Annotated in this window: 19 protein-coding genes; 12 read left to right on the top strand and 7 right to left on the bottom strand. The window is 73.7% G+C overall.

All coding sequences use genetic code 11. The features are described from left to right. Positions 1–50: 50 nt before the first annotated feature. The 4 genes from HS048_RS27040 to HS048_RS27025 form a co-directional block, all read right to left on the bottom strand. A complete protein-coding gene (locus HS048_RS27040; protein WP_196469058.1) occupies positions 51–398 on the bottom strand; it encodes a type II toxin-antitoxin system PemK/MazF family toxin in 348 nt (115 codons plus the stop codon). Continuing rightward, positions 395–637 (bottom strand): hypothetical protein, encoded by a 243-nt coding sequence (locus HS048_RS27035; protein ID WP_084008132.1) that lies wholly within the window; start codon positions 635–637, stop codon positions 395–397. The genes HS048_RS27040 and HS048_RS27035 overlap by 4 nt, the downstream gene beginning before the upstream one ends. 183 nt (positions 638–820) lie before the next feature. Further along, positions 821–1,756: a cytochrome d ubiquinol oxidase subunit II gene (gene cydB, locus HS048_RS27030; protein WP_196469057.1), complete on the bottom strand. Its 936-nt coding sequence runs from the start codon at positions 1,754–1,756 to the stop codon at positions 821–823. A gap of 11 nt (positions 1,757–1,767) precedes the next feature. Continuing rightward, positions 1,768–3,210 carry a cytochrome ubiquinol oxidase subunit I gene (locus tag HS048_RS27025; RefSeq protein WP_196469056.1) on the bottom strand — a complete coding sequence of 481 codons (1,443 nt, stop codon included), beginning with the start codon at positions 3,208–3,210 and terminating at the stop codon, positions 1,768–1,770. Between the two features lie 531 nt (positions 3,211–3,741). Here HS048_RS27025 and HS048_RS27020 point away from each other — a divergent pair. The 6 genes from HS048_RS27020 (at position 3,742) to HS048_RS26995 (ending at position 9,372) form a co-directional block, all read left to right on the top strand. Further along, complete coding sequence (locus HS048_RS27020) at positions 3,742–4,260, top strand: hypothetical protein (protein WP_196469055.1); 519 nt, start codon at positions 3,742–3,744, stop codon at positions 4,258–4,260. Positions 4,261–4,466: 206 nt separating this feature from the next. After that, positions 4,467–5,279, top strand: a complete 813-nt coding sequence (locus HS048_RS27015) for a hypothetical protein (RefSeq protein WP_196469054.1) — start codon at positions 4,467–4,469, stop codon at positions 5,277–5,279. A gap of 355 nt (positions 5,280–5,634) precedes the next feature. Beyond that, positions 5,635–6,390, top strand: a complete 756-nt coding sequence (locus HS048_RS27010; RefSeq protein ID WP_196469053.1) for a DUF2071 domain-containing protein — start codon at positions 5,635–5,637, stop codon at positions 6,388–6,390. A 137-nt stretch (positions 6,391–6,527) separates the two neighbouring features. Then, the gene (locus HS048_RS27005; RefSeq protein ID WP_068895881.1) at positions 6,528–7,610 is read left to right on the top strand and encodes an acyl-CoA desaturase; all 1,083 of its coding nucleotides are present in this window, start codon (positions 6,528–6,530) and stop codon (positions 7,608–7,610) included. Between the two features lie 99 nt (positions 7,611–7,709). Then, entirely contained in the window at positions 7,710–8,426 is a 717-nt protein-coding gene (locus HS048_RS27000; protein WP_068896204.1) for a carbon monoxide dehydrogenase subunit G, read from the top strand. Between the two features lie 43 nt (positions 8,427–8,469). Continuing rightward, positions 8,470–9,372 carry a hypothetical protein gene (locus tag HS048_RS26995; RefSeq protein WP_196469052.1) on the top strand — a complete coding sequence of 301 codons (903 nt, stop codon included), beginning with the start codon at positions 8,470–8,472 and terminating at the stop codon, positions 9,370–9,372. 117 nt (positions 9,373–9,489) lie between these two features. On the opposite strand, the gene HS048_RS26990 is transcribed toward HS048_RS26995, so the two are convergent. Then, positions 9,490–10,251 (bottom strand): TetR/AcrR family transcriptional regulator, encoded by a 762-nt coding sequence (locus tag HS048_RS26990; protein ID WP_068895877.1) that lies wholly within the window; start codon positions 10,249–10,251, stop codon positions 9,490–9,492. A 130-nt stretch (positions 10,252–10,381) separates the two neighbouring features. Between HS048_RS26990 and HS048_RS26985 the strand changes: the two genes are divergently transcribed. The 3 genes from HS048_RS26985 (at position 10,382) to HS048_RS26975 (ending at position 13,196) form a co-directional block, all read left to right on the top strand. Continuing rightward, positions 10,382–11,413, top strand: coding sequence for an ATP-binding cassette domain-containing protein (locus tag HS048_RS26985; RefSeq protein ID WP_374058795.1), 1,032 nt, complete (start codon positions 10,382–10,384; stop codon positions 11,411–11,413). Between the two features lie 104 nt (positions 11,414–11,517). Further along, positions 11,518–12,366 carry an ABC transporter permease gene (locus tag HS048_RS26980; protein WP_196469050.1) on the top strand — a complete coding sequence of 283 codons (849 nt, stop codon included), beginning with the start codon at positions 11,518–11,520 and terminating at the stop codon, positions 12,364–12,366. 146 nt (positions 12,367–12,512) lie between these two features. Beyond that, on the top strand, positions 12,513–13,196 hold the full coding sequence (locus HS048_RS26975) for a DUF998 domain-containing protein (protein WP_196469049.1): 684 nt from the start codon (positions 12,513–12,515) through the stop codon (positions 13,194–13,196). Here HS048_RS26975 and HS048_RS26970 read toward each other — a convergent pair. Then, complete coding sequence (locus HS048_RS26970) at positions 13,166–13,801, bottom strand: thymidine kinase (protein WP_068895870.1); 636 nt, start codon at positions 13,799–13,801, stop codon at positions 13,166–13,168. The two genes, HS048_RS26975 and HS048_RS26970, sit on opposite strands and share 31 nt — an antisense overlap. A 151-nt stretch (positions 13,802–13,952) precedes the next feature. Between HS048_RS26970 and HS048_RS26965 the strand changes: the two genes are divergently transcribed. Continuing rightward, positions 13,953–14,402, top strand: a complete 450-nt coding sequence (locus HS048_RS26965) for a hypothetical protein (RefSeq protein ID WP_068895868.1) — start codon at positions 13,953–13,955, stop codon at positions 14,400–14,402. A gap of 144 nt (positions 14,403–14,546) precedes the next feature. On the opposite strand, the gene HS048_RS26960 is transcribed toward HS048_RS26965, so the two are convergent. After that, complete coding sequence (locus HS048_RS26960; RefSeq protein ID WP_196469048.1) at positions 14,547–15,215, bottom strand: AIM24 family protein; 669 nt, start codon at positions 15,213–15,215, stop codon at positions 14,547–14,549. Between the two features lie 175 nt (positions 15,216–15,390). Here HS048_RS26960 and HS048_RS26955 point away from each other — a divergent pair, with 175 nt between their 5' ends. Together HS048_RS26955 and HS048_RS26950 are read left to right on the top strand one after the other, a co-directional pair. After that, complete coding sequence (locus HS048_RS26955) at positions 15,391–17,463, top strand: hydantoinase/oxoprolinase family protein (RefSeq protein WP_196469047.1); 2,073 nt, start codon at positions 15,391–15,393, stop codon at positions 17,461–17,463. Further along, positions 17,460–19,295, top strand: a complete 1,836-nt coding sequence (locus tag HS048_RS26950; protein WP_196469046.1) for a hydantoinase B/oxoprolinase family protein — start codon at positions 17,460–17,462, stop codon at positions 19,293–19,295. The genes HS048_RS26955 and HS048_RS26950 overlap by 4 nt, the downstream gene beginning before the upstream one ends. Positions 19,296–19,320: the final 25 nt, after the last annotated feature.

Genomic DNA, 19,320 nt, shown 5'->3' with positions numbered 1-19,320 from the left:
TTCTGATGCCGTACGCCGCGGAGGTCCCGCGCGTGGAGGCCGTGCGCCTGTCAGACGGCGACGAGGCGCCGGAGCCAGCGTTGGACCGTGCGGATCTCGCCCTCGTCGGCGCAGCCCAGGGGTCCGTCGCTGACCAGGCGGTGGGTCGAGATCGACGTGATGTCCTCGATCCGGGCCCAGCTCCGCTGCCTGAGCCCTGAGGCCGGAGAGGAGATGAGGACGTGGTGGGAGAGGCCTCGGTCCCGGGTGGTCAAGGGGACGACGAGTGTCATGTCGATCGGGAAGCGGCAGTGCAGGTCCGAGGCCACGACCAGGGCGGGGCGCCTGCCGCGCTGTTCGCTGCCTACCGGGGTGCCGAAGTCGACCGGCCAGATCTGCCACGGAAGGACACGGCTCACCGTGATTCCTCGCCGCGCAACCAGTCCCCGGCCGCGTTGTCGGCGAGGCGGGACTCCTCCAGGTAGGAGGCCCACTCGGCGGAGTCGGCCCGGAGCCGGTCGTAGGCGGCGAGCGCGGCCTGCTCCTCGTGTTCGTCGATCAGGTGCTGCAAGGTGTCCGCGAGGGTGGCTCCGCCGTACTCGGCCGCCACCTCCGCAAGTCGATCACGCAGATCGGTGGAGATCTTGATCGTTGTCATGCGCATACTCTCCAGCATGCCTCACAGGCATACTGGAGAGTATGACCGAATCGGCATAACCGCACTTCACGCGTTACAGCGTGCTAGAAGGCGCAGGAGCCGGTGTCCGTCGCGGCGCGGTCCCCGGAAGGCCTCGATGGCCGGGTGTCCGTGCAGGAGCACCTCGCCGTCCGGGGCGTGCTCTCAGGACGCCTCGGCGGTCAGGCGGCGGCGGAAGACCCAGTACGTCCAGCCCTGGTAGCCCAGCACGAACGGGAGCGCGATCAGGCCGATCCAGGTGAGCATGCCGAGCGTGTACGGTCCCGAGGCGGCCTCGGCGACGGTGAGGCCGGGCAGCGGGGAGGGCCACAGGGCGGTGAACAGGGCGGCGCCGGTCAGCGCGATGGACGAGGCGGTGGCGGTGAACGCCCAGCCCTCCCGGCCGCGCCAGGTCAGCGCCGTCCCGGCGGCCAGGGCCGCCATCGCGGCCAGCGCGCAGGCCCACGGCCCCGGGTCGGTGCTCCACCCGGCGGCGGTCGTGGAGGGGATGCCGGACAGCGCCGCGATCCCGGCGGGCAGCACCACCGCGGAGGCGGCCAGGGCGGCGCGGCGGGCGCGGGCGCGCACCGGGCCGGAGGTCTTGAGGGCGAGGAAGACCGCGCCGTGCAGCAGGCAGAGCGAGAGCGAGAACACCCCGCCGACCAGCGCGGCGAGCGCGCCGTCGTGCAGCAGGGCGGCGAAGACCGCGCCCCACAGGAAGGCGGGCAGCGCGCTGCCGATCCCGATGCCCAGGTCGCACCAGGTCCGGTCGGAGGAGTGGGCGACCTTGCCCCGCCACTCCAGCCCGACGCCGCGCACGATAAGGCCGGCCAGGACCAGCACGATCGGCAGGTAGAACGTGCTGAGCAGCCCCGCGTACCAGGCGGGGAACGCGGCGAACATGGCGCCCACCGCGCTGATCAGCCAGACCTCGTTGCCGTCCCAGACCGGGCCGATCGTGGCGAGGGCCTGCTTGCGCTCGCCCTCGCCCCGGGAGACCAGCGGGGCCAGCATGCCGACGCCGAAGTCGAAGCCCTCCAGGACGAAGAAGCCCGTCCAGAGGAAGGCGATGACCGTGAACCAGAGGGTCGTGAGTTCCATGGGGGTTCCCCTCAGTACATCAGGGTCGGCTGGAGCGGGGCGGCGGCGTCGCGGCCGCCCGAGCCGCCGGCGGGCGGCGCCGGGAGCGCGGGTTCGGGACCCGCCTTGACGTGGCGGACGAGCAGGACGGCCTCGGCCACGGCGAGCAGGCCGTACAGGAGGGTGAAGACCGCCAGGGAGACGGCCACCTCGGTCAGGCCGACCCCGGGGGAGACGCTCGCCGCGGTGAGCAGCTCGCCCTGGACGGTCCAGGGCTGGCGGCCGATCTCGCTCAGCAGCCAGCCGGCGATCATCGCGAGGAACGGCAGCGGGAGCGCCAGCACGAAGGTCCGGGCGAGCCAGGAGGGGAGCTCGCGCTCCGGCCCCGGAGCGCGGCGGCTCCTGCGGGTCAGCCAGAGGCCCAGGACGGACAGGGCGACGACGGTCAGCCCGAAGACGATCATCACGCGGAAGGACAGGTAGACCACGGGGATGTTCGGCCGGTAGTCGCCGGGGCCGAACCGCCGGGCGAACTCCGCCTGCAGGTCCTCGGTGCCCCGGACGACGGCCTCCGGGTCGTTCGTGGCCAGGAGGCTGAGCAGCATCGGCACCTCCAGGCCCGGCACGGGGGAGAAGGCCGCCCCGGCGGTGTCGCGCTCCAGCCCTTCGGCCGCGGCCAGCTTCATGGGCTGCTGCTCGTGCAGGAGCTTGCCGGAGGCGTCGCCGGTCCCGGCGACGACCGCGCCCGCCAGCGCCGTCATGACCAGCGCGGCCCGCACCGGGGTCCGCCACATGGCGGTCGCGCCCCCGGCGCCGCGGCGCATCGGGACCGTGCGGTCCGGGTCGGCCCTGCGCTCGACGAGGATCCGGTGGCCGCAGACCGCCAGCACGAACCCGCCCGCGACCACGAAGGCCCCGGCCACCACGTGCGGGACCTGCGCGAGCGCGGTGGAGTTGGTGAGCACGGCCCACAGGTCCGTCATCCGCGCCCTGCCGTCCACCACCTCGTAGCCGACGGGGTGCTTCATCCAGGCGTTGGCGGCCAGGATGAAGTAGGCCGACAGGTTGGAGCCGATGACCGCGGCCCAGATCGTGGCCAGGTGCACCCGCCTGGGCAGCCGGTCCCAGCCGAAGATCCACAGTCCGAGGAAGGTCGACTCCAGGAAGAAGGCGAGCAGCGCCTCCAGGGCCAGCGGGGCGCCGAAGACGTCGCCGACGAAGACCGAGTACTCGCTCCAGTTCATCCCGAACTGGAACTCCTGCACGATGCCGGTGACCACGCCCATGGCGAAGTTGATCAGGAAGAGCTTCCCGAAGAACTTCGTCAGCCGCAGGTAGTGCTCCTTGCCGGTGCGGTGCCAGGCGGTCTGCAGGCCGGCGACGAAGACGCCCAGCCCGATCGTCAGCGGTACGAACAGAAAGTGGTAGACGGTGGTGATCCCGAACTGCCACCGGGCCAGGTCCAGTGCTTCCATGCCTCTCCCCCTGCGGGACTTCAGCTCTACAGGCTGTAGTTCTACTTTTAGTAGTACTACGTCTTGTAGAGCAATGGGAGGGGGAGGCGCCGCGAACCGCTGCGATCCTCGTCACATGGCCGGGCCGGGACCGCACTTCCCCGCCGGGCCGGATCGCCCCCTCCGGCTCGCGACGCCGGCTCCCCCTGCGGCGCCGGGAGCCCGTCCGGCCGCCGGCCGGGCGCGCTCCCCTCTCCGCCGGCGCTCCTCCCGTCCCGCCGGCTCCCTCGGGCGCCTGGCTCGATCATGGGCCACGGCGCGCGGCCCGCGCGTCCGCCGCGGGAGTGATCCGGGGGTACGCCGGGCGGCGGACATGATCGGGACCGTCCCGGCGCGGGGAGGGCCCGGTCGCGGCCGGGTCCGCTGCAAGCGCCCGCAAGGGGGCTGTAAGCGGCGGTACGGGGGCCTGCAAGCGCCTGGCCGTACCAATGGACCCGAGAGCCCAGGGGGGACCGGCAGGGAGCCGGGCCGAGAGGGTGACAGGGAGAGATCATGATGAAGCGACTGACCACCGGTCTGCTGGCCACCGCCGCCGCCACCGCCGCCTTCGCGCTCGCCGTCCCGGCCGCCGCGCAGGCCGCCACGCCCGCTGCCGCGTCCGCCGCGGCCGGCTCGTCGGGTTACGACTACGACGACTACTGGGGCTCCTACTACTCCGGCAACCACAAGGCCAAGGCCAACGGATGGATCGGCGTCGACTGGAACCGCCGCCAGACCTCCAACGAGGTGCACCTGCGGGGCAAGGTCTACGACCTCGACCACCGCACCTACCGCCAGGGCGGCAAGTGCGCCCTCGTCAGGGTCCAGGCGCACCGGTTCGACGACCACCACGGCTACTGGGCCGAGCGGGAGAGCTACCGGTACTGCGGCGCGGGCGGCTACAAGAGGTTCCACTTCGCCGCCGACGACGTCGACTCCGTCCGCGTGCAGGTCTGCCAGATCGGCCTGCACAGCTCCCACCCGACCCGCTGCGGTGACTGGGAGTATCTGTACACCGCCGAGTCCGAGTGATCTGCCCGGCTCCGGGGAACGCCCGCACTCCTGCTGGAGGCGGGCATTTTTCCTGTTCAGCGGGGTCGGTGTAAATATCGACCCGGATGGCTATAAGTATGGACACGGGAGGGCTGCAACTACATTCCGTTACCAGCGACCCCCGTCCTCGGGGGAGCCGGAGCAGAGATCCGGCACGAGGGACGGGGGCCGAAGGGGAGATGATGATGAAGCGACTTACCACCGGTCTGCTGGCCGTGGCCGCCACCGCGGGAGCGTTCGCGTTCACCGTGCCGACCGCCGCCCAGGCGGCCGCACCCGCCGCGGCGCCCGCCGCGGCCGCGGCGGACCGCGCCGACTCGTGGGGTCCGTACTACTCCAGCAACCGCAGGGCCTACGCCCGGGGCACGGTCGACTACGAGGGCGGCAGCGGTGCCTACCTCGTGTCGGGCGGGCTCCGGGTGAGGGGTTACCTCTACGACCGCGACTACCGCACCGGCGACCAGGGCGGCATGTGCGCCTACGCGCAGATCCAGGGATACCGTTCGGGCGGCTACGGCGGCTCCAGCGGCTGGGACCGGGGACGGACCTACCGGCACTGCGGCACGAACAACTACCGCACGATCGACTACGACAACGACTACGCCAGCCGGGCCCGCATCAGGATCTGCCAGGTCCGCCAGTACGGCGGCCGGCCGACCTACTGCGGCGGGTGGCACTACTTCCGCGACTCGGATTACGGCGGCTACGACCGCTACGACCGCTCCGAGGACGTGCCCGGCTACGACCGCTCCAGTGACAGGCCCGGCTCCTCCGGCTACCTGCCGAGCATCTCCGGCTACACGCCGAGCAGCCTCAACCGGCCGAGCAGCCTCGAGCGGCCGAACGACATCGAGCTGGAGGACGGCGCCGAGCAGAACCTCGACCGGTCGTCGGACCGCGACCACGGCTACGCGCCGGAGCACTCCCTCGACCGGGTGCCCGGTGAGGCCGAGAGCCACGTGCCCGCCCTGAACGCCGCCGAGCGGCCCGCCAACTGATCGCGGGTTCCAGGCATGGACGGCCCGTTCCCGCAGGGGAGCGGGCCGCTCCGCGTCCGGATGCGGTCCGGCCCGTTCCCCGCCCCCGTCCGCCCCCCGTCCGCCCGCCGGCCCCGCCGCAGGCGTCTCGGCTCCCGGACGGAGCCGGTTGACATCCGGAGTGAGTGCGTGGATCTTAGGTGAGGCTTCGCTGTAGTGGATCATCGACGCGGTGATCTCCCGCCGTGCCCCGCCCGCGGGGCCCGTCCCGACCACCCCGCTAAGGACCTCTCCGGTATGCACGAGACCCGCACCGGCCGGCACGCTCCCGCGCTCCCGCCGGAGGTCCGGCACACGGACCCGGGCGAGGGCTGAGGTGGCCTTCAGCGGCACCCCGCGACCGCGTCCACGCTGGTACCACGCCGCGACCGAGCTGGACGACTTCGCGATCGTCAGCTACCGGGTGCCCGCCGAGGCGCTCGCCCGGCTGCTGCCCGGCGGTTTCGCCCCGGTGGAGTTCGCCTTCGCCGGCGGGCGCGCGGCGCTGGTCTCCGCGGTGGCCTTCCGCGACCGCGACTTCCATTTCCGCTTCTGCCCGCCGGCGGCGATCGACTGCGGCCAGATCAACTACCGCGCCTACGTGACGGCGGGCGGCGAGCAGGGCGTCTGGTTCTTCGGCACGAGCCTGGACCACCCGCTGGCCGTCGTGCCCCGGTGGCTGTGGGGCATGCCGTGGCACCGCAGCCGCATCGAGATCACCGCCGACTGGGAGGCCGCCCCGGCACGCTGGCGGCTGAGCGGCGACGACGCCCGGTGCGAGGCGGCGGAGCCGCCCGTGCAGCCGTCCCGGCTGGACGGCTTCACCGGCGAGGCGCACTGGATGGAGACGCTCACCCACCCCACCCGCGGCTGGTACCGCCGCAGGGACGGCCGCGTCGGCACCTACGGCATCTGGCATCCGCCCATGCGCCCGCGCCACCTCGCCGTGGCGTCCGCCGAGTCCGCGCGCTTCGGCGTCTTCGAGCGGCTGGGCCTGACCGCGCCCGGTGCCGAACCCCACTCGATCCTGGCCCAGCGGCGGATCCACTTCGACATCCACACCCCGCCCCGCCGATTCGTCCCCCGGGACTGAGACGCGGGTGCTCCGGAACGGCAGGGGTGAGGCCGGCCCGACCATGATTCGGGGTGCGGGCAGGGGTTCATGATCCCGGCCGTCCGGAAATCCTGGAGAGTGAACCCGTCCGGCACCCACCACGCCCAAGGAGAGCCATGACCGATGTCACGACCGCCGACCCCGGAGACCGGACCAGAGGAAGCGACTACGCCGGGCTGTCGCGCCGGATCGTCCAGGCGGGCCTGCTGGAGCGGCGCCCCGGTTACTACGCCGTCCGGCTCGGCCTGGTCGGAGCCCTCTTCGCCGGAGGCTGGACCGCCTTCTTCCTGATCGGCGACTCCTGGTACCAGATCCCGGTGGCGGTCTTCCTCGCCGTGGTGTTCGCCCAGATCGCCCTCGTCGCCCACGACCTGGCCCACCGGCAGGTCTTCCGCTCCAGGCGCTCCAGCGAGATCGCCGGTCTGGTGGCGGGCAACCTCGTCATCGGCATGAGCTACGGCTGGTGGATGGACAAGCACACCCGCCACCACGCCAACCCCAACCACGAGGACCACGACCCCGACGTCTCCCCCGAGGTGCTGATCTGGTCGGAGCGGCAGGCGAGGGCCAGCCGGGGGATCGCCAGGTTCATCGGCCGCTGGGAGGCGTTCCTGTTCTTCCCGCTGCTGACCCTGGAAGGGCTCAACCTGCACGTGTCGAGCTTCCGGGCGCTGCGCCGCCCGTCGCTGCGGAACCGCGCGGTCGAGGGGCTGCTCCTGGTGGTGCACGTCGCCGCCTACCTCGGCGCGGTGTTCGCGGTGCTCCCGGTGGGCAAGGCCCTGGTCTTCCTCGCGCTGCACCAGGCCGTCTTCGGCGTCTACCTCGGCTGCACGTTCGCGCCCAACCACAAGGGCATGCCGATGCTGACCGGTGAGGACGAGCTCGACTTCCTCCGCCGCCAGGTCCTCACCTCCCGGAACGTGCGCGGCGGCTGGCTGGTCGACAACGCCCTGGGCGGCCTCAACTACCAGATCGAGCACCACCTGTTCCCCAGCATGCCGACCCCGAACCTGCGCCGGGCCCAGCCGATCGTCCGGGCCTACTGCGAGGAACTGGGCGTGGAGTACCTCGAGACGGGGCTGCTGCGCTCGTACGCGCAGGCGCTGCGGCACATGCACGCGGTGGGTGCGCCGCTGCGCGCGGGGCGCCGCGCCACCCCGCCGGAGGCCGCGGTCGGGGCGGGCGCCCCGGCGGAGTGACGACCCGCGGGCGCCCCGGCGGACTGACAAGCCGCGGGCGCGCCGCCGGGCAGATGTTGCTGTTAACCCCGCGGCCGGGGACTGTCTAGGGTGCTGAAGGTGAAGGTCGCAGGCAGCGCCGTGCTCGGCGCCGACAGAGATCGCGTGTGGTCCGCGCTCCAGGACCCGGCCGTGCTGGTGCGCACGATCCCGGGTTGCGAGCGCCTGGAGGAGACGGGACCGGACACCTACCGGATGACGGTCACGGCCGGGGTGGCCTCGATCAGGGGGCTCTACCAGGGCGAGGTCGCCCTGCGCGACCCCGACGCCCCCAGCCGGTTCGTGCTGCGCGCCCGGGGCCAGGGCGCCCCCGGCACGGTGGAGGCCACCGTGGAGGTACGGCTCAGCGAGGCCGACGGCGGCACCCGGATCGACTACGACGCCGAGGCCGTGGTCGGCGGCATGATCGGCGGCGTCGGCCAGCGCATGCTCGGCACGGTGGCCAGGCGGACCGCGGCCGAGTTCTTCGCCGCGGTGGAGCGGCACCTGCTCTCCGGTGGCGCAGCCCCGGCCGCCGGTACGGCTCCCGCCGTCCTCGGGCCCCCGGACGCGGCCGCCCCGGTCCTCCCCGGTGCGGTGGGTGCAGAGCCCGCCGTACCGGAGGGCGGACGGCCGGTCCGGGTCTTCCAACGGCCCGCCGCGCCGCAGGGGCAGGGACCGCAGGGGCAGGGCGTGCCAGTGTGGGCGGTCGTCACCGCGTTCGGCATGGGCGCCGGCGTGGCGCTCGGCAGCGCCGTGATCGGCTGGCTGCTCGGCCGTACCGGCCGCAGGGGCTGACCGTCCCCTCGCGGCGGGAGATCTTCCGGCGTAACGTGGCGGTATGCGCGAGGCACGTGCGGAGGACGCCCGGACCGAGGCCAGACGACTGATCCGCGATCTCCTCGGAGAGGAGCGGCTCTCCGCGGCCGCCCTGGTGCGCGAGGCGGAGGCCGTGCTGGGCGCCGACCGCGTCGCCCGCTGCGTTGAGCTCGCCCGCGGCGCCTCGCTGACCCGCAGGTCCGCCGAGCTGGCCTCGCTGGCCGGGCTGCTGGTCGGGACGCGTGAGCTGGGACCGCGGTGGTGGGAGCGGGCCCGGGGCGGCAAGCCGCTCGTCCCCGACGAGGTGCTCCGCTCCGCGACCGCCGTGGAGCCCTGGACCGATCTGACCGTGCTGGAGATGCTCACCGCCTGGATCGCCGACGACGCCGCCGACCGCCGGTGGGGAGAGCCCGCCGCGGCCGTGGACCTGAACTCCTGGCAGGCGGAGGACCGCGTCGCGCTGCCGGGCGGCGCCGCCCCCGGTGACAGGATCGTGCTCTCCTTCGACGCGGGCGGGCGCCTGGACGCCGTGGTGGTCCGCCGCCCGGACGGCGACCTCGGCTCCAACCTCGACTTCGACTCGCTGCGCTACTCCCGCCCGGCCGAGGCCCAGTGGAGCTGGGGCGTGGCGGCCGGCCTCGGCCCGCACCCCCTCGGCGGGGAGGACCCGAGCCCGTACGGCACGCCGGTGGACGCCGGGGCCGCCCGGACGCTGCGCGCCTGGGCGCTGCGCCACGGCGCCGGCGCGGCGCAGACCGGCCCGGAGTGGCGGGTCAGGGGCGACGTCGTCGCCGCGATCGAGCGCGTCGACTGGATGTGGCGCAGCGGGGAGTGGTTCGCCTGGTGGCGGGCGGTGTCCGCGCTCGTCGACGGCGACCCCGTGCAGCTGGACGCGCGCCTGGCGGAGATCGCCGCGGGCTCCTGAGCGGGCCTCCGCCGAGCGGGGCCGTCCTTCGGGCGTCCGCCGAGCGGGGCCGTCCCGGGTAGGGGAGGTCCCGATCCCGGCGGGCGGGCCCGCGGCGGGGACCGCGGGCCCGCTCCGTCACCTGCCCGCGATCAGCGCCGCCACCCCGTCGAGGATGCGCGCCAGGCCGAAGGCGAGGGCGTGCGCCGGGTCGGCCGCCCCCTGGTGCTCCCGGCCCGCGGCCTCGCCGACCCGGGAGGCCACCGGGAAGCGGGAGGCGTCCATCACCTTGTCGAGCAGCGGAGCGTTGACCGTCCACCACTCGGTCTCGTTCATCCCGCTGTCCTGCTGGGCCCGGGCCATGCTCGCCCCGAGCCGGGCGGTGCCCTCGACGTGGGTCAGGACCAGGGCGAGGACGGAGTCCATCTCGACGTCGGACAGCCCGACGCCGTCCAGGGGGCGCAGTTCGGCCTCGTACTTCAGCACGGCGTTCGGACCCAGGACGGGCCGGCCGCCGGGGGCCTGCAGCATCCAGGGGTGGCGCCGGTAGAGGTCCCAGTTGCGCGCGGCGACGAACTCCATCCCGCCGCGCCAGCCGCCGGGCTGCGCCGCCGGCGCGTCCACGTCGTCGTAGAGCCGCCCGTAGGCGGTGTCGACCATCAGGTCGGTCAGCTCGGCCTTGCCGGGGACGTGCGTGTAGAGCGACATGGTGCCGACCCCCAGGCGCTCGGCGACCTGGCGCATGGAGACGGCGTCGAGCCCTTCGGCGTCGGCGATCCCGATGGCGGCCTCGACGATCGCGCGCACGGTCAGCCCCGACCGCCCCGGTCTGCTGTGCGAGCTCCACAGCAGGGCCAGGCTGCGGGCCGGATCGGCGTCGGGGGCCCTTTTCGCGCTCATGGGAACGAACTCCGAATCCTCGTCACCGGCCCTATCCTAACCGTTCCGTACGATGTACGGTACGACGTACCAAACCATTCGGGCCACCGGCGGAGAGCCGTCCGGTGGTCGCGGAGCGAGGAGGGCGGAAGTGACGGACGCCGCAAGCGCGATCACCGCGCACGACGTGCGCAAGAACTACGGGGGACCGGCGGGCGGCGCGGGCCTGAACGGGTTCGACCTGCGGGTGGGGAAGGGGTCCGTCTGCGGGCTGCTGGGCCCCAACGGAGCCGGGAAGACGACGGCGGTCCGGATCCTGTCCACGCTGCTGGACATGGACGCGGGCCGGGCGAGCGTGGCCGGGTTCGACGTCCGCAGACAGGGGCGGCAGGTCCGCGAGCGCATCGGGCTGGTGGGCCAGTACGCCGCGGTCGACGAGGTCCTGACGGGACGGCAGAACCTCGTGATGTTCGGCAGGCTCAACCGCCTGCCCGCCGCGGCGGCCGCGCGGCGGGCCGACGAGCTGCTGGAGCGGTTCTCCCTGGCCGGGGCCGCGCGAAGACCGGCGAGCGGTTACTCCGGGGGCATGCGCCGCCGGCTCGACCTCGCGGCGAGCCTCATCGTGTCGCCTCCGGTGCTGTTCGTCGACGAGCCGACGACGGGCCTCGACCCCGCCGCCCGGCAGGAGGTCTGGACCGCGGTCCGCGAGCTGGTGGACGCCGGGACCACCGTGCTGCTGACCACGCAGTACCTGGAGGAGGCCGACCGGCTGGCCGACCGCGTCTGCGTGCTCGCGGCGGGCCGGGTCGTCGCGGAGGGCACCCCCGACGAGCTCAAGTCCGCCCTCGGCGGCGACCGGATCGACCTGGTGCTCTCCGGCCCGGAGGACACCGAGGCGGCCCGGGCCGTCGCCGCCCGGATCGCCTCCGGTGAGCCGGACGTCGACCGGACCGCCCACCGGATCGGCATCCCCGTCGCCGGGCGCGTCCGGGCGCTGATCCGGCTGGCCACGGAGCTGAACGAGGCGGGGATCGAACCGGAGGACCTCGCGCTCCGCCGCCCGACGCTCGACGAGGTCTTCCTCCACCTGACAGGCGGGACTCCGGCCACCGGTACGGCCGCCGGCCGCGCGGATCCGGCGGACGGGGCGGCCGCGGCCGCCCCGCAGGAGGCCTCCGGGTGAACACGGCGGATGAACACGGCGCCCCGGCGAGCCGCCCCGCCGGGAGCGTCCGGACGGGCATGACGCACGATCCGCCGACCCCTCGAAAGGAAGAAGGAACGCCGATGGACACCGTCCCCGCGGACACCTCCCGCCCGCCCGTCCCGGCGCCCCCTCCGGCGCCGTCCCGGATCGGCCGGGCGCTGGCGGACGCCTGGACCATCACTCTGCGCGATCTGACCCACTGGGCCCTGCGGCCGGGAGCGGTCGTCGTCGGATGGCTCTTCCCCGTGATGACCGTGCTGATGTTCGGCGGCCTGTTCGGCGGCGCGATCACGACTCCCGGCCCCGGCGGCTACTTCGATTTCCTGATGCCCGGCATGTTCGCCCTGGCCATGCTCTTCGGCCTGGAGACCACCATGACGGCGGTGACCACGGACGCCGCCAAGGGGGTGACCGACCGGTTCCGCTCGCTGCCGATGAGCTCCTCGGCCGTCGTGCTGGGCCGGTGCGCCGCCGACATGCTCAACTCGGTCGTCGGCCTGGCCGTCCTGGCAGGCACCGGGCTGCTGCTGGGATGGAGCTGGTACGGGGGCCGCGGTTCCGCTCTCACCGCGCTCGGCCTGCTGCTCCTGCTCCGCTTCGCCCTGCTGTGGGTCGGGATCTTCATCGGCCTGGCCGCGAGCGGGCCGGAGGCGGTGACCGCCGTCCAGATCCTGGTCTGGCCCGTGGGATTCCTGTCCGCCGTCTTCGTCGATCCGGCCACGATGCCCGCCTGGCTCGGCGCCGTCGCCGCGTGGAACCCGCTCTCGGCGACGGCCGCGGCCGTCCGGGACCTCTTCGGCAACCCGGGTTTCGCGGGGGAGACCTGGGCGGCGCAGCACGCGGAGCTCCTGGCGGTCGCGTGGCCGGTGCTGCTCACCGCCGTCTTCCTCCCGCTCTCCGTACGCCGGTTCCGGAGACTGAGGAGCTGACCCCCCGACCGGGCACGGCGGCGGCCGGGATCCCGGACGGGTGGCTCCAGGGCGCCGGAATGCAGGGCGCCGGAGTACAGGACGTCCGGAATCCCGGGCGGGCGGCTCCCGTTGGGTGAGGAAAGAGGACCGGCGGGAGGACGACCGTGCAACGAGCCGCGCAGGCGGGACTGGGAGCCGTGGGAGCCGGGGCGATGATCGTCCTGGGTCTGGACCTGGCCTACCTGGCCGAGATCGACCCGTTCCGGCGGACGATCAGCGAGCACGGGCTCGGCGAGCACGGCTGGCTCTTCGCGCTGGGCCTGGCCCTGCTCGCGGCGGGATCGCTGGCGATCGGGGCCTCCCTGGTGGGCCGGGGCGTGGCCGCGGTCCGGTCGTCCGGGACGGTCGCGCTGACCGCGTGGAGCGCGGGGCTGCTGGTGGCGGCCTGGTTCCCCAAGCACGACTGGTCCGTCGGGCCCAGCCTCGGCGGGAGCATCCACCGGGTGGGCGGCATCGTCGCGTTCCTCAGCCTGCCCCTGGCCGCGCTGGTCATCGCCAGGCCGTGGCGGCGCCATCCGCAGTGGCGCCGGCCCGCCCTCGCGGTCTCCGCGCTGGGCCTGGGCTCGCTGCTGTGGGTGCTGGGCATCGCCGGGGGCGTGGCGGTGGCCGAGTACGGCGGGCTGCGCTGGTGGCAGGTGATGCCGCTGGGCCTGGTCGAGCGCGGGATGGCGGTGACCGAGGTCGCGGCGCTGGTCGTCCTGGGCCTGTGGGCCGCCCGCGGGGGCGCGGCGGCACGGCCCGGACCGGGATCGGCCGCTCAGCTCACGCCGAGGTCGCCGGAGCGGTAGTGGCGGCGGCAGAGCACCTGGTAGCGGACCGGGTCGACGCCGGTGTCGCCGATGACGACCTGCTCACCGGTGCGGACCAGCTCGCCGTCGACCACGCGGGCGTTCAGCAGGCCGGGACGGCCGCACCAGCACAGCACCTCGACCTGCAGCCGGCTGATCTCGTCGGCGAGCTCGAACAGGCGCTGGGCGGCGGGGAACATCCGCGAGCGGAAGTCGGAGGCCAGGCCGAAGGCGTAGACGTCGATGCCGAAGTCGTCGGTCAGGTCGGCGAGCTGCTCGATCTGGGCGACGGTGTAGAAGCAGGCCTCGTCGCAGATCACGTAGTCGATCGGCTTGCGGTCGGTGACCAGGGCGACCAGGTCCAGGTCGTCGTCGACCTCGACGGCCTCGCTGCCCAGGCCGATCCGGCTGGTGATCCGCGGCCCGCCGGAGCGGTCGTGCTTGGTCAGGACCATCCCGCGCCTGCCCTGGCGACCGTGGTTGTAGTTCATCTGCAGGGCCAGCGTGGACTTGCCGCAGTCCATGGGGCCGAAGTAGAAGCGCAGGACCCCGTCCCGGTTCGCGACGGGGACGGGGACGGGGGAGAGCGCGGACGATTCGGTCACGACGGGCCAGCTTAGCGGGTTTGCCCATGGTGTTTGAGCAGGGATACAACTGGTAGGAATGCCAGGTCCCGCGTAGGTCAAGCCCGACTCGGCTTGCCTCCGACAAAGCGTGGGAGATTCTTTTGGCCGACAGAAACATGGGAGCACACCTGTGACGACCGCCAAGACCCCACCCCTTCCCCCGGCGGCGGCGCCCACGGCGCCGCTGGCCAAGATCTCCGCGGCGCCGGACCACGGCGAGATGCCGCCCGCGCTCGCGGCGATGATGACCGAGGACGAGGCCGTCGCGGCCAAGGCCGAGGCGGCCCGCTGGCGGTACGGGTTCTACGTGGTCCTGACGGGCCTGATCGTCATCCTGGTCGGGTTCGTCGTCGTCGCGATGCGCGACGGCGGCGGCGGTGCGCCGTTCGCCGGTCTCGTCGGGGTCTCCGGAGCGATCATCGGAGCCTACTTCGGCGTCCAGGTCGGGCAGTCCGGCAAGGACCGGGTCGAGGCCGAGCTGCGCCGTACGAACGAGATGGCGATCCGGCTGGCCGCCAAGGTGCACGCGCACGACGCCGACGCGGTGATCGGCTCCATCATGGGCGGCCGCCGCCGCTGACCCGCCCCGCCGGACCGCCGCCGACCGGTCCCATCCGAGGGGATCCGGCCGGCGGCGGCCCTGTTCCGAGGAGCCCGCGGCCCCGGCGGGCGGTCCGCGTCCGCGGATCGGCCGCCGGGGCGTCGCCGGGAGCGCGGGCCGGGGTCAGCCCCGCGCCTGCGGGACGACCGGGCCCTCGCTGGCCTGGACCAGGACGAAGCCCTGCCCCTGGAAGGCGAGCTGCACGGCCTCGCCGCTGCCGCGCCCGATGAGCGCCCCCGCCTTGAAGGTGCGGTTGATCCCCACCTGCAGCGAGGTGCTCCAGCAGACCGCCGACTGGCCGTCGGCGTAGGTCGGCCCCCAGGCGGCGTCGAGCATCGCCGGCGTGCCGTGCGCGGTGACCGCCACCCAGCCGGTGCCCGAGACCGTGGTGTTGAACAGGCCGCCGGCGGCGATGCCCGCGCCCTGCACCCGGTTGATGTCCCAGGACAGGTGCGGGTCGAAGGCCAGCAGGTTCCTGCCGTTGACGGTGATCGCCTCGTTCTCCAGGTAGAACAGGTGCACGTCCTGGGCGTCGTCGGCGAGGAAGAGCACGCCCTGCCCGCGCACCCGCATCAGCGGCGCGCCCTCGCCGGTGACCATCTTCTTCAGGAACTTCCCGACGCCGCCGCCCTCGTAGTCGAAGTCCATCCGCCCCTGGAAGGCGACCATCGAGCCCTGCCGGGCCAGCACGTCCTCCCCGTTCAGCTGCACGCGCAGCATCTTGGGGTTCTGCAGGGTGAAGTGGCCGGGAACCTGGCCCTGGTCCAGGTTGCCGAAGAACGAGCTGCGCAAGAAGGGAGCCTCTTCCGTTTCGTAGGGGTTCGTAGGGGATCGTCACCCGTTCAGCGATCGGGGCGGCCGGAGAGTTCCCGGTACGGGCGCGGCGGCGAGTTGCCCAAGGACCGGGAGGGGTTTCGGCAGTGTGCGCCGATTTGCGGGCTCGGCGCGACTGGGTAGACACGGGGGCATGCGCAGCGTCCGTATCGGCGTCGACACCGGGGGCACGTTCACCGACGTGGTCATGGTGGACGAGCAGACCGGTGAGATCACCACCACCAAGACCCCCTCCACCCCGGCCGATCCGGCGGAGGGCTTCATGGCGGGCATCCGCAAGGTGCTCGGCCGGGCCGAGGGGGCGGCCGTCTCGGCGGTGGTGCACGGCACCACGGTCGCCACCAACCAGCTCCTCGAGGACCGCATCGCCGACCTCGGCTTCGTCACCACCGAGGGCTTCGAGTCCGTCCTGGAGATCGCCCGGCAGAGCGTCCCCGACGGTTACGGCAACTCCTACTTCTGGGTCAAGCCGCCCCGGATCGTCCCGGCGCACCGGGTCAGGACCGTCGGCGGGCGGCTGGACCACACCGGCGCCGAGGTCCGGCCGTTCGACACCGAGGGGGCCGTCGCCGCCGCCCGCTGGTTCCGGGAGCGGGGGATCACCGCGATCGGCGTGTGCTTCCTGCACTCCTACGCCGACCCCGTCCACGAGCTGCGCATGCGCGAGGTCCTGGAGCGCGAGCACCCCGAGGCGGTCGTCTCGATCTCCAGCGACGTGCTGCGCGAGTACCGCGAGTACGAGCGGTCGGTCACCACGCTCGTGGACGCCGCGGTCAAACCGACCATGCGCCGCTACCTGGCCCGCCTGTCCGAGCGCCTCGGCATGCCGTTCTCGGTGATGAAGAGCAACGGCGGCGTGCTCTCGGCCGCGGAGGTGGTGCACCAGCCGATCACCACCGTGCTCTCCGGACCGGCCGCGGGCGCGCTCGGCGCCGCGCTGGTCGCCTCCTCCGCCGGGCACCCGTCGGTGATCACGCTGGACGGCGGCGGCACCTCCACCGACGTCGCCGTCGTGCTCGACGGGGAGCCGTCGCTCACCACCGAGGGCGGCGTCGGCCGCTACCCGTGCAGGATCCCGATGATCGACATCGTGACGGTGGGCGCGGGCGGCGGGTCGGTCGCCCGGACCTCCCCCGAGGGCGCGCTCAAGGTCGGCCCGGCCTCCGCCGGCGCCGACCCGGGGCCCGTCTGCTACGGCCGGGGCGGCACCGAGGTCACCGTCACCGACGCGCACGTCTTCCTCGGCCGGGTCCCCGCGCACCTGCTGGGCGGGGAGGTCCCGCTCGACGCCGGGGCCGCCCGGCGGGCGGTGGAGACGCTGGCGGCGAAACTCGGGCTGACCCCGGAGCGCACGGCGACCGGCGTCCTGGAGATCAGCGCCTTCAACCAGGCGAACGCCATCCGGCGGCTGACCGTCGAACGCGGGCTGGACGTGCGCGACTTCCCGATGGTGGCCTTCGGCGGCTCCGGGCCGCTGCTGGTCTGCCGCCTGATCGACATCCTCGGCCTGCCGTCGGTGATCGTCCCGCCCGACCCCGGCAACGTCTCGGCGTTCGGCCTGCTCACCGTGGACGTCAAGAACGACTACGTGCGCACCTTCGTCACCCGCGACCTCCCGCTGGAGGCCGCCGCGGAGATCTTCGGGGAGCTGGAGGGCCGGGCGGCCGAGGCGCTGGCGCGCGAGGGCTTCACCGAGCCCGTCTTCGCGCGCAGCGCCGACCTGCGCTACTACGGCCAGGCCTACGAGGTCCGCGTGCCCGCCCCGGCCGGGCCGCCGGACGAGGCCTGGCGCGCCGAGGTGCTGGACCGCTTCCACGAGGCGCACCGCGCGCTCTACGGTTACGGCTACCGCGACGATCCCCGGCACGGCGTCGAATGGGTCAACCTCCGCGTCTCCGGGATCGGCCCCATCGCCCGCCCGGTGATCGCCGAACGCCCGCCGCGCGGCCCGCACGACCCGCCTCTCGCCCCGGCCGGCACCCGCCCCGTGCACTTCGACGACGACCGGGCCCCCGGGGAGGACGGCGGCAGGGACACCCCGATCTTCCGCCGCGCCGATCTGCGCCCCGGCGACGTGGTCCGCGGCCCCGCGGTGGTCGAGGAGTACGGTTCCACGCTCCCGGTGCACCCGGGTTTCACCGCCGCGGCCGACCGCCGCGGCAACCTCGTGGTCCGCCGCGAGCCGAGCGAGAGGGCAGGAGCATGACGGCCGCCGACCCGGTGCTGGTGGAGATCGTCCAGGGCACGCTCGCCTCGGTGGAGCGGGAGGTCGAGACCGCGATCGCGCGCACCGCCCGCTCCCCGATGATCCGCGACGCGCACGACTTCCGCGCGGGCATCCACGACGTACGGCTGCGCAAGCTGACCGGCCGGTCCTACTCGGCGCTGGTCCAGCCGGTCGTCCGCGACTTCCCGGTGGCGGAGATGAACCCGGGCGACGTGTTCTTCCACAACGACGTCTACCTGTCGGAGGGCGGCATCGGCCACCTGCCGGACCTGTGCGTCACCGTCCCGGTCTTCCACGGCGGCGAGGTCGTCGCGTTCGTGCAGGCCTTCGGGCACCACGACGACATCGGGGGCGCCTGCCCGGGGTCGATGCCGTCGGGCGCGCGGAGCGTGTTCGAGGAGGGGCTGATGGTCCCGCCGATCAGGCTCTGGGACCGGGGCGTGCCCAACCGGGCCGCCCTGACCATCATGACGCGCAACTCCCGGACGCCCGACTCGCTCGCCGGCGACCTGGACGCCGAGTGCTCGGCCTGCCTGATGGGCGCGCGGCGGCTGGAGGAGCTGTTCGACCGCTACGGGCGCGAGGCCGTCGAGGACTGCTTCGAGGCGATCCTGGCCAAGACCACCGAGACGTTCCGGCGGGAGCTGCTGGCGAGGATCCCCGGGGGCGTGCACGTGTGGGAGGACTACGCCGAGCACGACGGGGTGGACGCGCCCCGGCTGCACGCCCAGCGCATCACCCTCACCGTCGACCACTCCGCCGACCGCCCCCTCGTCATCGACTTCACCGGGACCTCCCCGCAGGCCAGGGGGCCGATCAACCACGCGGGAGACTACGCCGACGGGGTGTTCCTGAAGAAGTGGCTCGCCCCGATCCTGCGCAACCTCGCCGAGACCCCGGAGCGGATGGCCGAGCTCGACGTCAACGAGGGCGTCGTCCCGCTGATCGAGATGCGCTTCCCGGCCAAGGGCACGCTGCTCACCCCGGTCTTCCCCGCGCCGACCAACGCCCGCACGTTCGTGATCCTGCGGCTGCTGGGCGTGCTGGCCGGGGTGCTGGCCAAGGCCACCGGCGGGCGCATGCCCGCCGACCAGGAGACGATCCGCTACACCGGCGTGCACGGCACCGGCGCCGACGGCGCGCCGTACCTGATGCGGGAGGTCCTGGGCGGCGGCTCGGGCGGGCGCTGGTACGCCGACGGGGAGGACACGATCCACGTCGTGCCCGACTCGCGCAACATCCCGGTCGAGTTCGCCGAGTCGCGCTGGCCGCTGCGGGTCGAGCGCCTGGGCCTGGCGGTCGACTCCGGCGGCCCGGGGCTGCACCGGGGCGGCCTCGGCTACGACAAGCACATCCGGGTGCTCCGCGACGCCTCGTTCATGTCCGTCGCCGACCGGTCGATCCTGTCCTGCTGGGGGGTGAACGGCGGGCGGGCCGGTCGGCCGTTCACGGTGGAGATCGAGGGGCGGCCGATGGAGGGTCTGGTCGACGACGCGCCGGTGCGCGCGGGCGAGGTGATCCGGATCCGCACCACCGGGGGAGGGGGCTGGGGCTGCCCGCTGGACCGCCCGGCCGAGGCGGTGGCCGCCGACGTCCGCGACGGGAAGGTCTCGGTCGAGGGCGCCCGTGACGACTACGGCGTGGTGCTGCACGGCCCGCCCGACGACCCGCGCGTGGACGCCGGGGCCACCGAACTCCGCCGCGCCGGGCTGCGCGCCCTGCTCCCGGAGAAGGGGCCGTTCTTCGACCGGGGGCCGGGCTTCCCCGCGCTGTCCGGCGGCCTGCCGTACGCGGAGGTGGACCTCCTGTGAACCCTGCCCGGCGGACCGCGCCCGG

Origin of the sequence: Planomonospora sp. ID91781 (assembly GCF_015711595.1) — a bacterium.
Lineage (GTDB): Bacteria > Actinomycetota > Actinomycetes > Streptosporangiales > Streptosporangiaceae > Planomonospora > Planomonospora parontospora.
This window is presented reverse-complemented; position numbering and strand designations above follow the sequence as displayed.

Bases quoted from the DNA above. Each gene is read 5' to 3' on its own strand.
- HS048_RS27005 (WP_068895881.1), top strand. From the start codon at position 6,528: ATGACCGATGTCACGACCGCCGACCCCGGAGACCGGACCAGAGGAAGC.
- HS048_RS27015 (WP_196469054.1), top strand. From the start codon at position 4,467: ATGAAGCGACTTACCACCGGTCTGCTGGCCGTGGCCGCCACCGCGGGA.
- HS048_RS27035 (WP_084008132.1), bottom strand. From the start codon at position 637: ATGACAACGATCAAGATCTCCACCGATCTGCGTGATCGACTTGCGGAG.
- HS048_RS26980 (WP_196469050.1), top strand. From the start codon at position 11,518: ATGGACACCGTCCCCGCGGACACCTCCCGCCCGCCCGTCCCGGCGCCC.
- HS048_RS26950 (WP_196469046.1), top strand. From the start codon at position 17,460: ATGACGGCCGCCGACCCGGTGCTGGTGGAGATCGTCCAGGGCACGCTC.
- cydB (WP_196469057.1), bottom strand. From the start codon at position 1,756: ATGGAACTCACGACCCTCTGGTTCACGGTCATCGCCTTCCTCTGGACG.
- HS048_RS26955 (WP_196469047.1), top strand. From the start codon at position 15,391: ATGCGCAGCGTCCGTATCGGCGTCGACACCGGGGGCACGTTCACCGAC.
- HS048_RS27025 (WP_196469056.1), bottom strand. From the start codon at position 3,210: ATGGAAGCACTGGACCTGGCCCGGTGGCAGTTCGGGATCACCACCGTC.
- HS048_RS26995 (WP_196469052.1), top strand. From the start codon at position 8,470: ATGCGCGAGGCACGTGCGGAGGACGCCCGGACCGAGGCCAGACGACTG.
- HS048_RS27020 (WP_196469055.1), top strand. From the start codon at position 3,742: ATGATGAAGCGACTGACCACCGGTCTGCTGGCCACCGCCGCCGCCACC.
- HS048_RS26990 (WP_068895877.1), bottom strand. From the start codon at position 10,251: ATGAGCGCGAAAAGGGCCCCCGACGCCGATCCGGCCCGCAGCCTGGCC.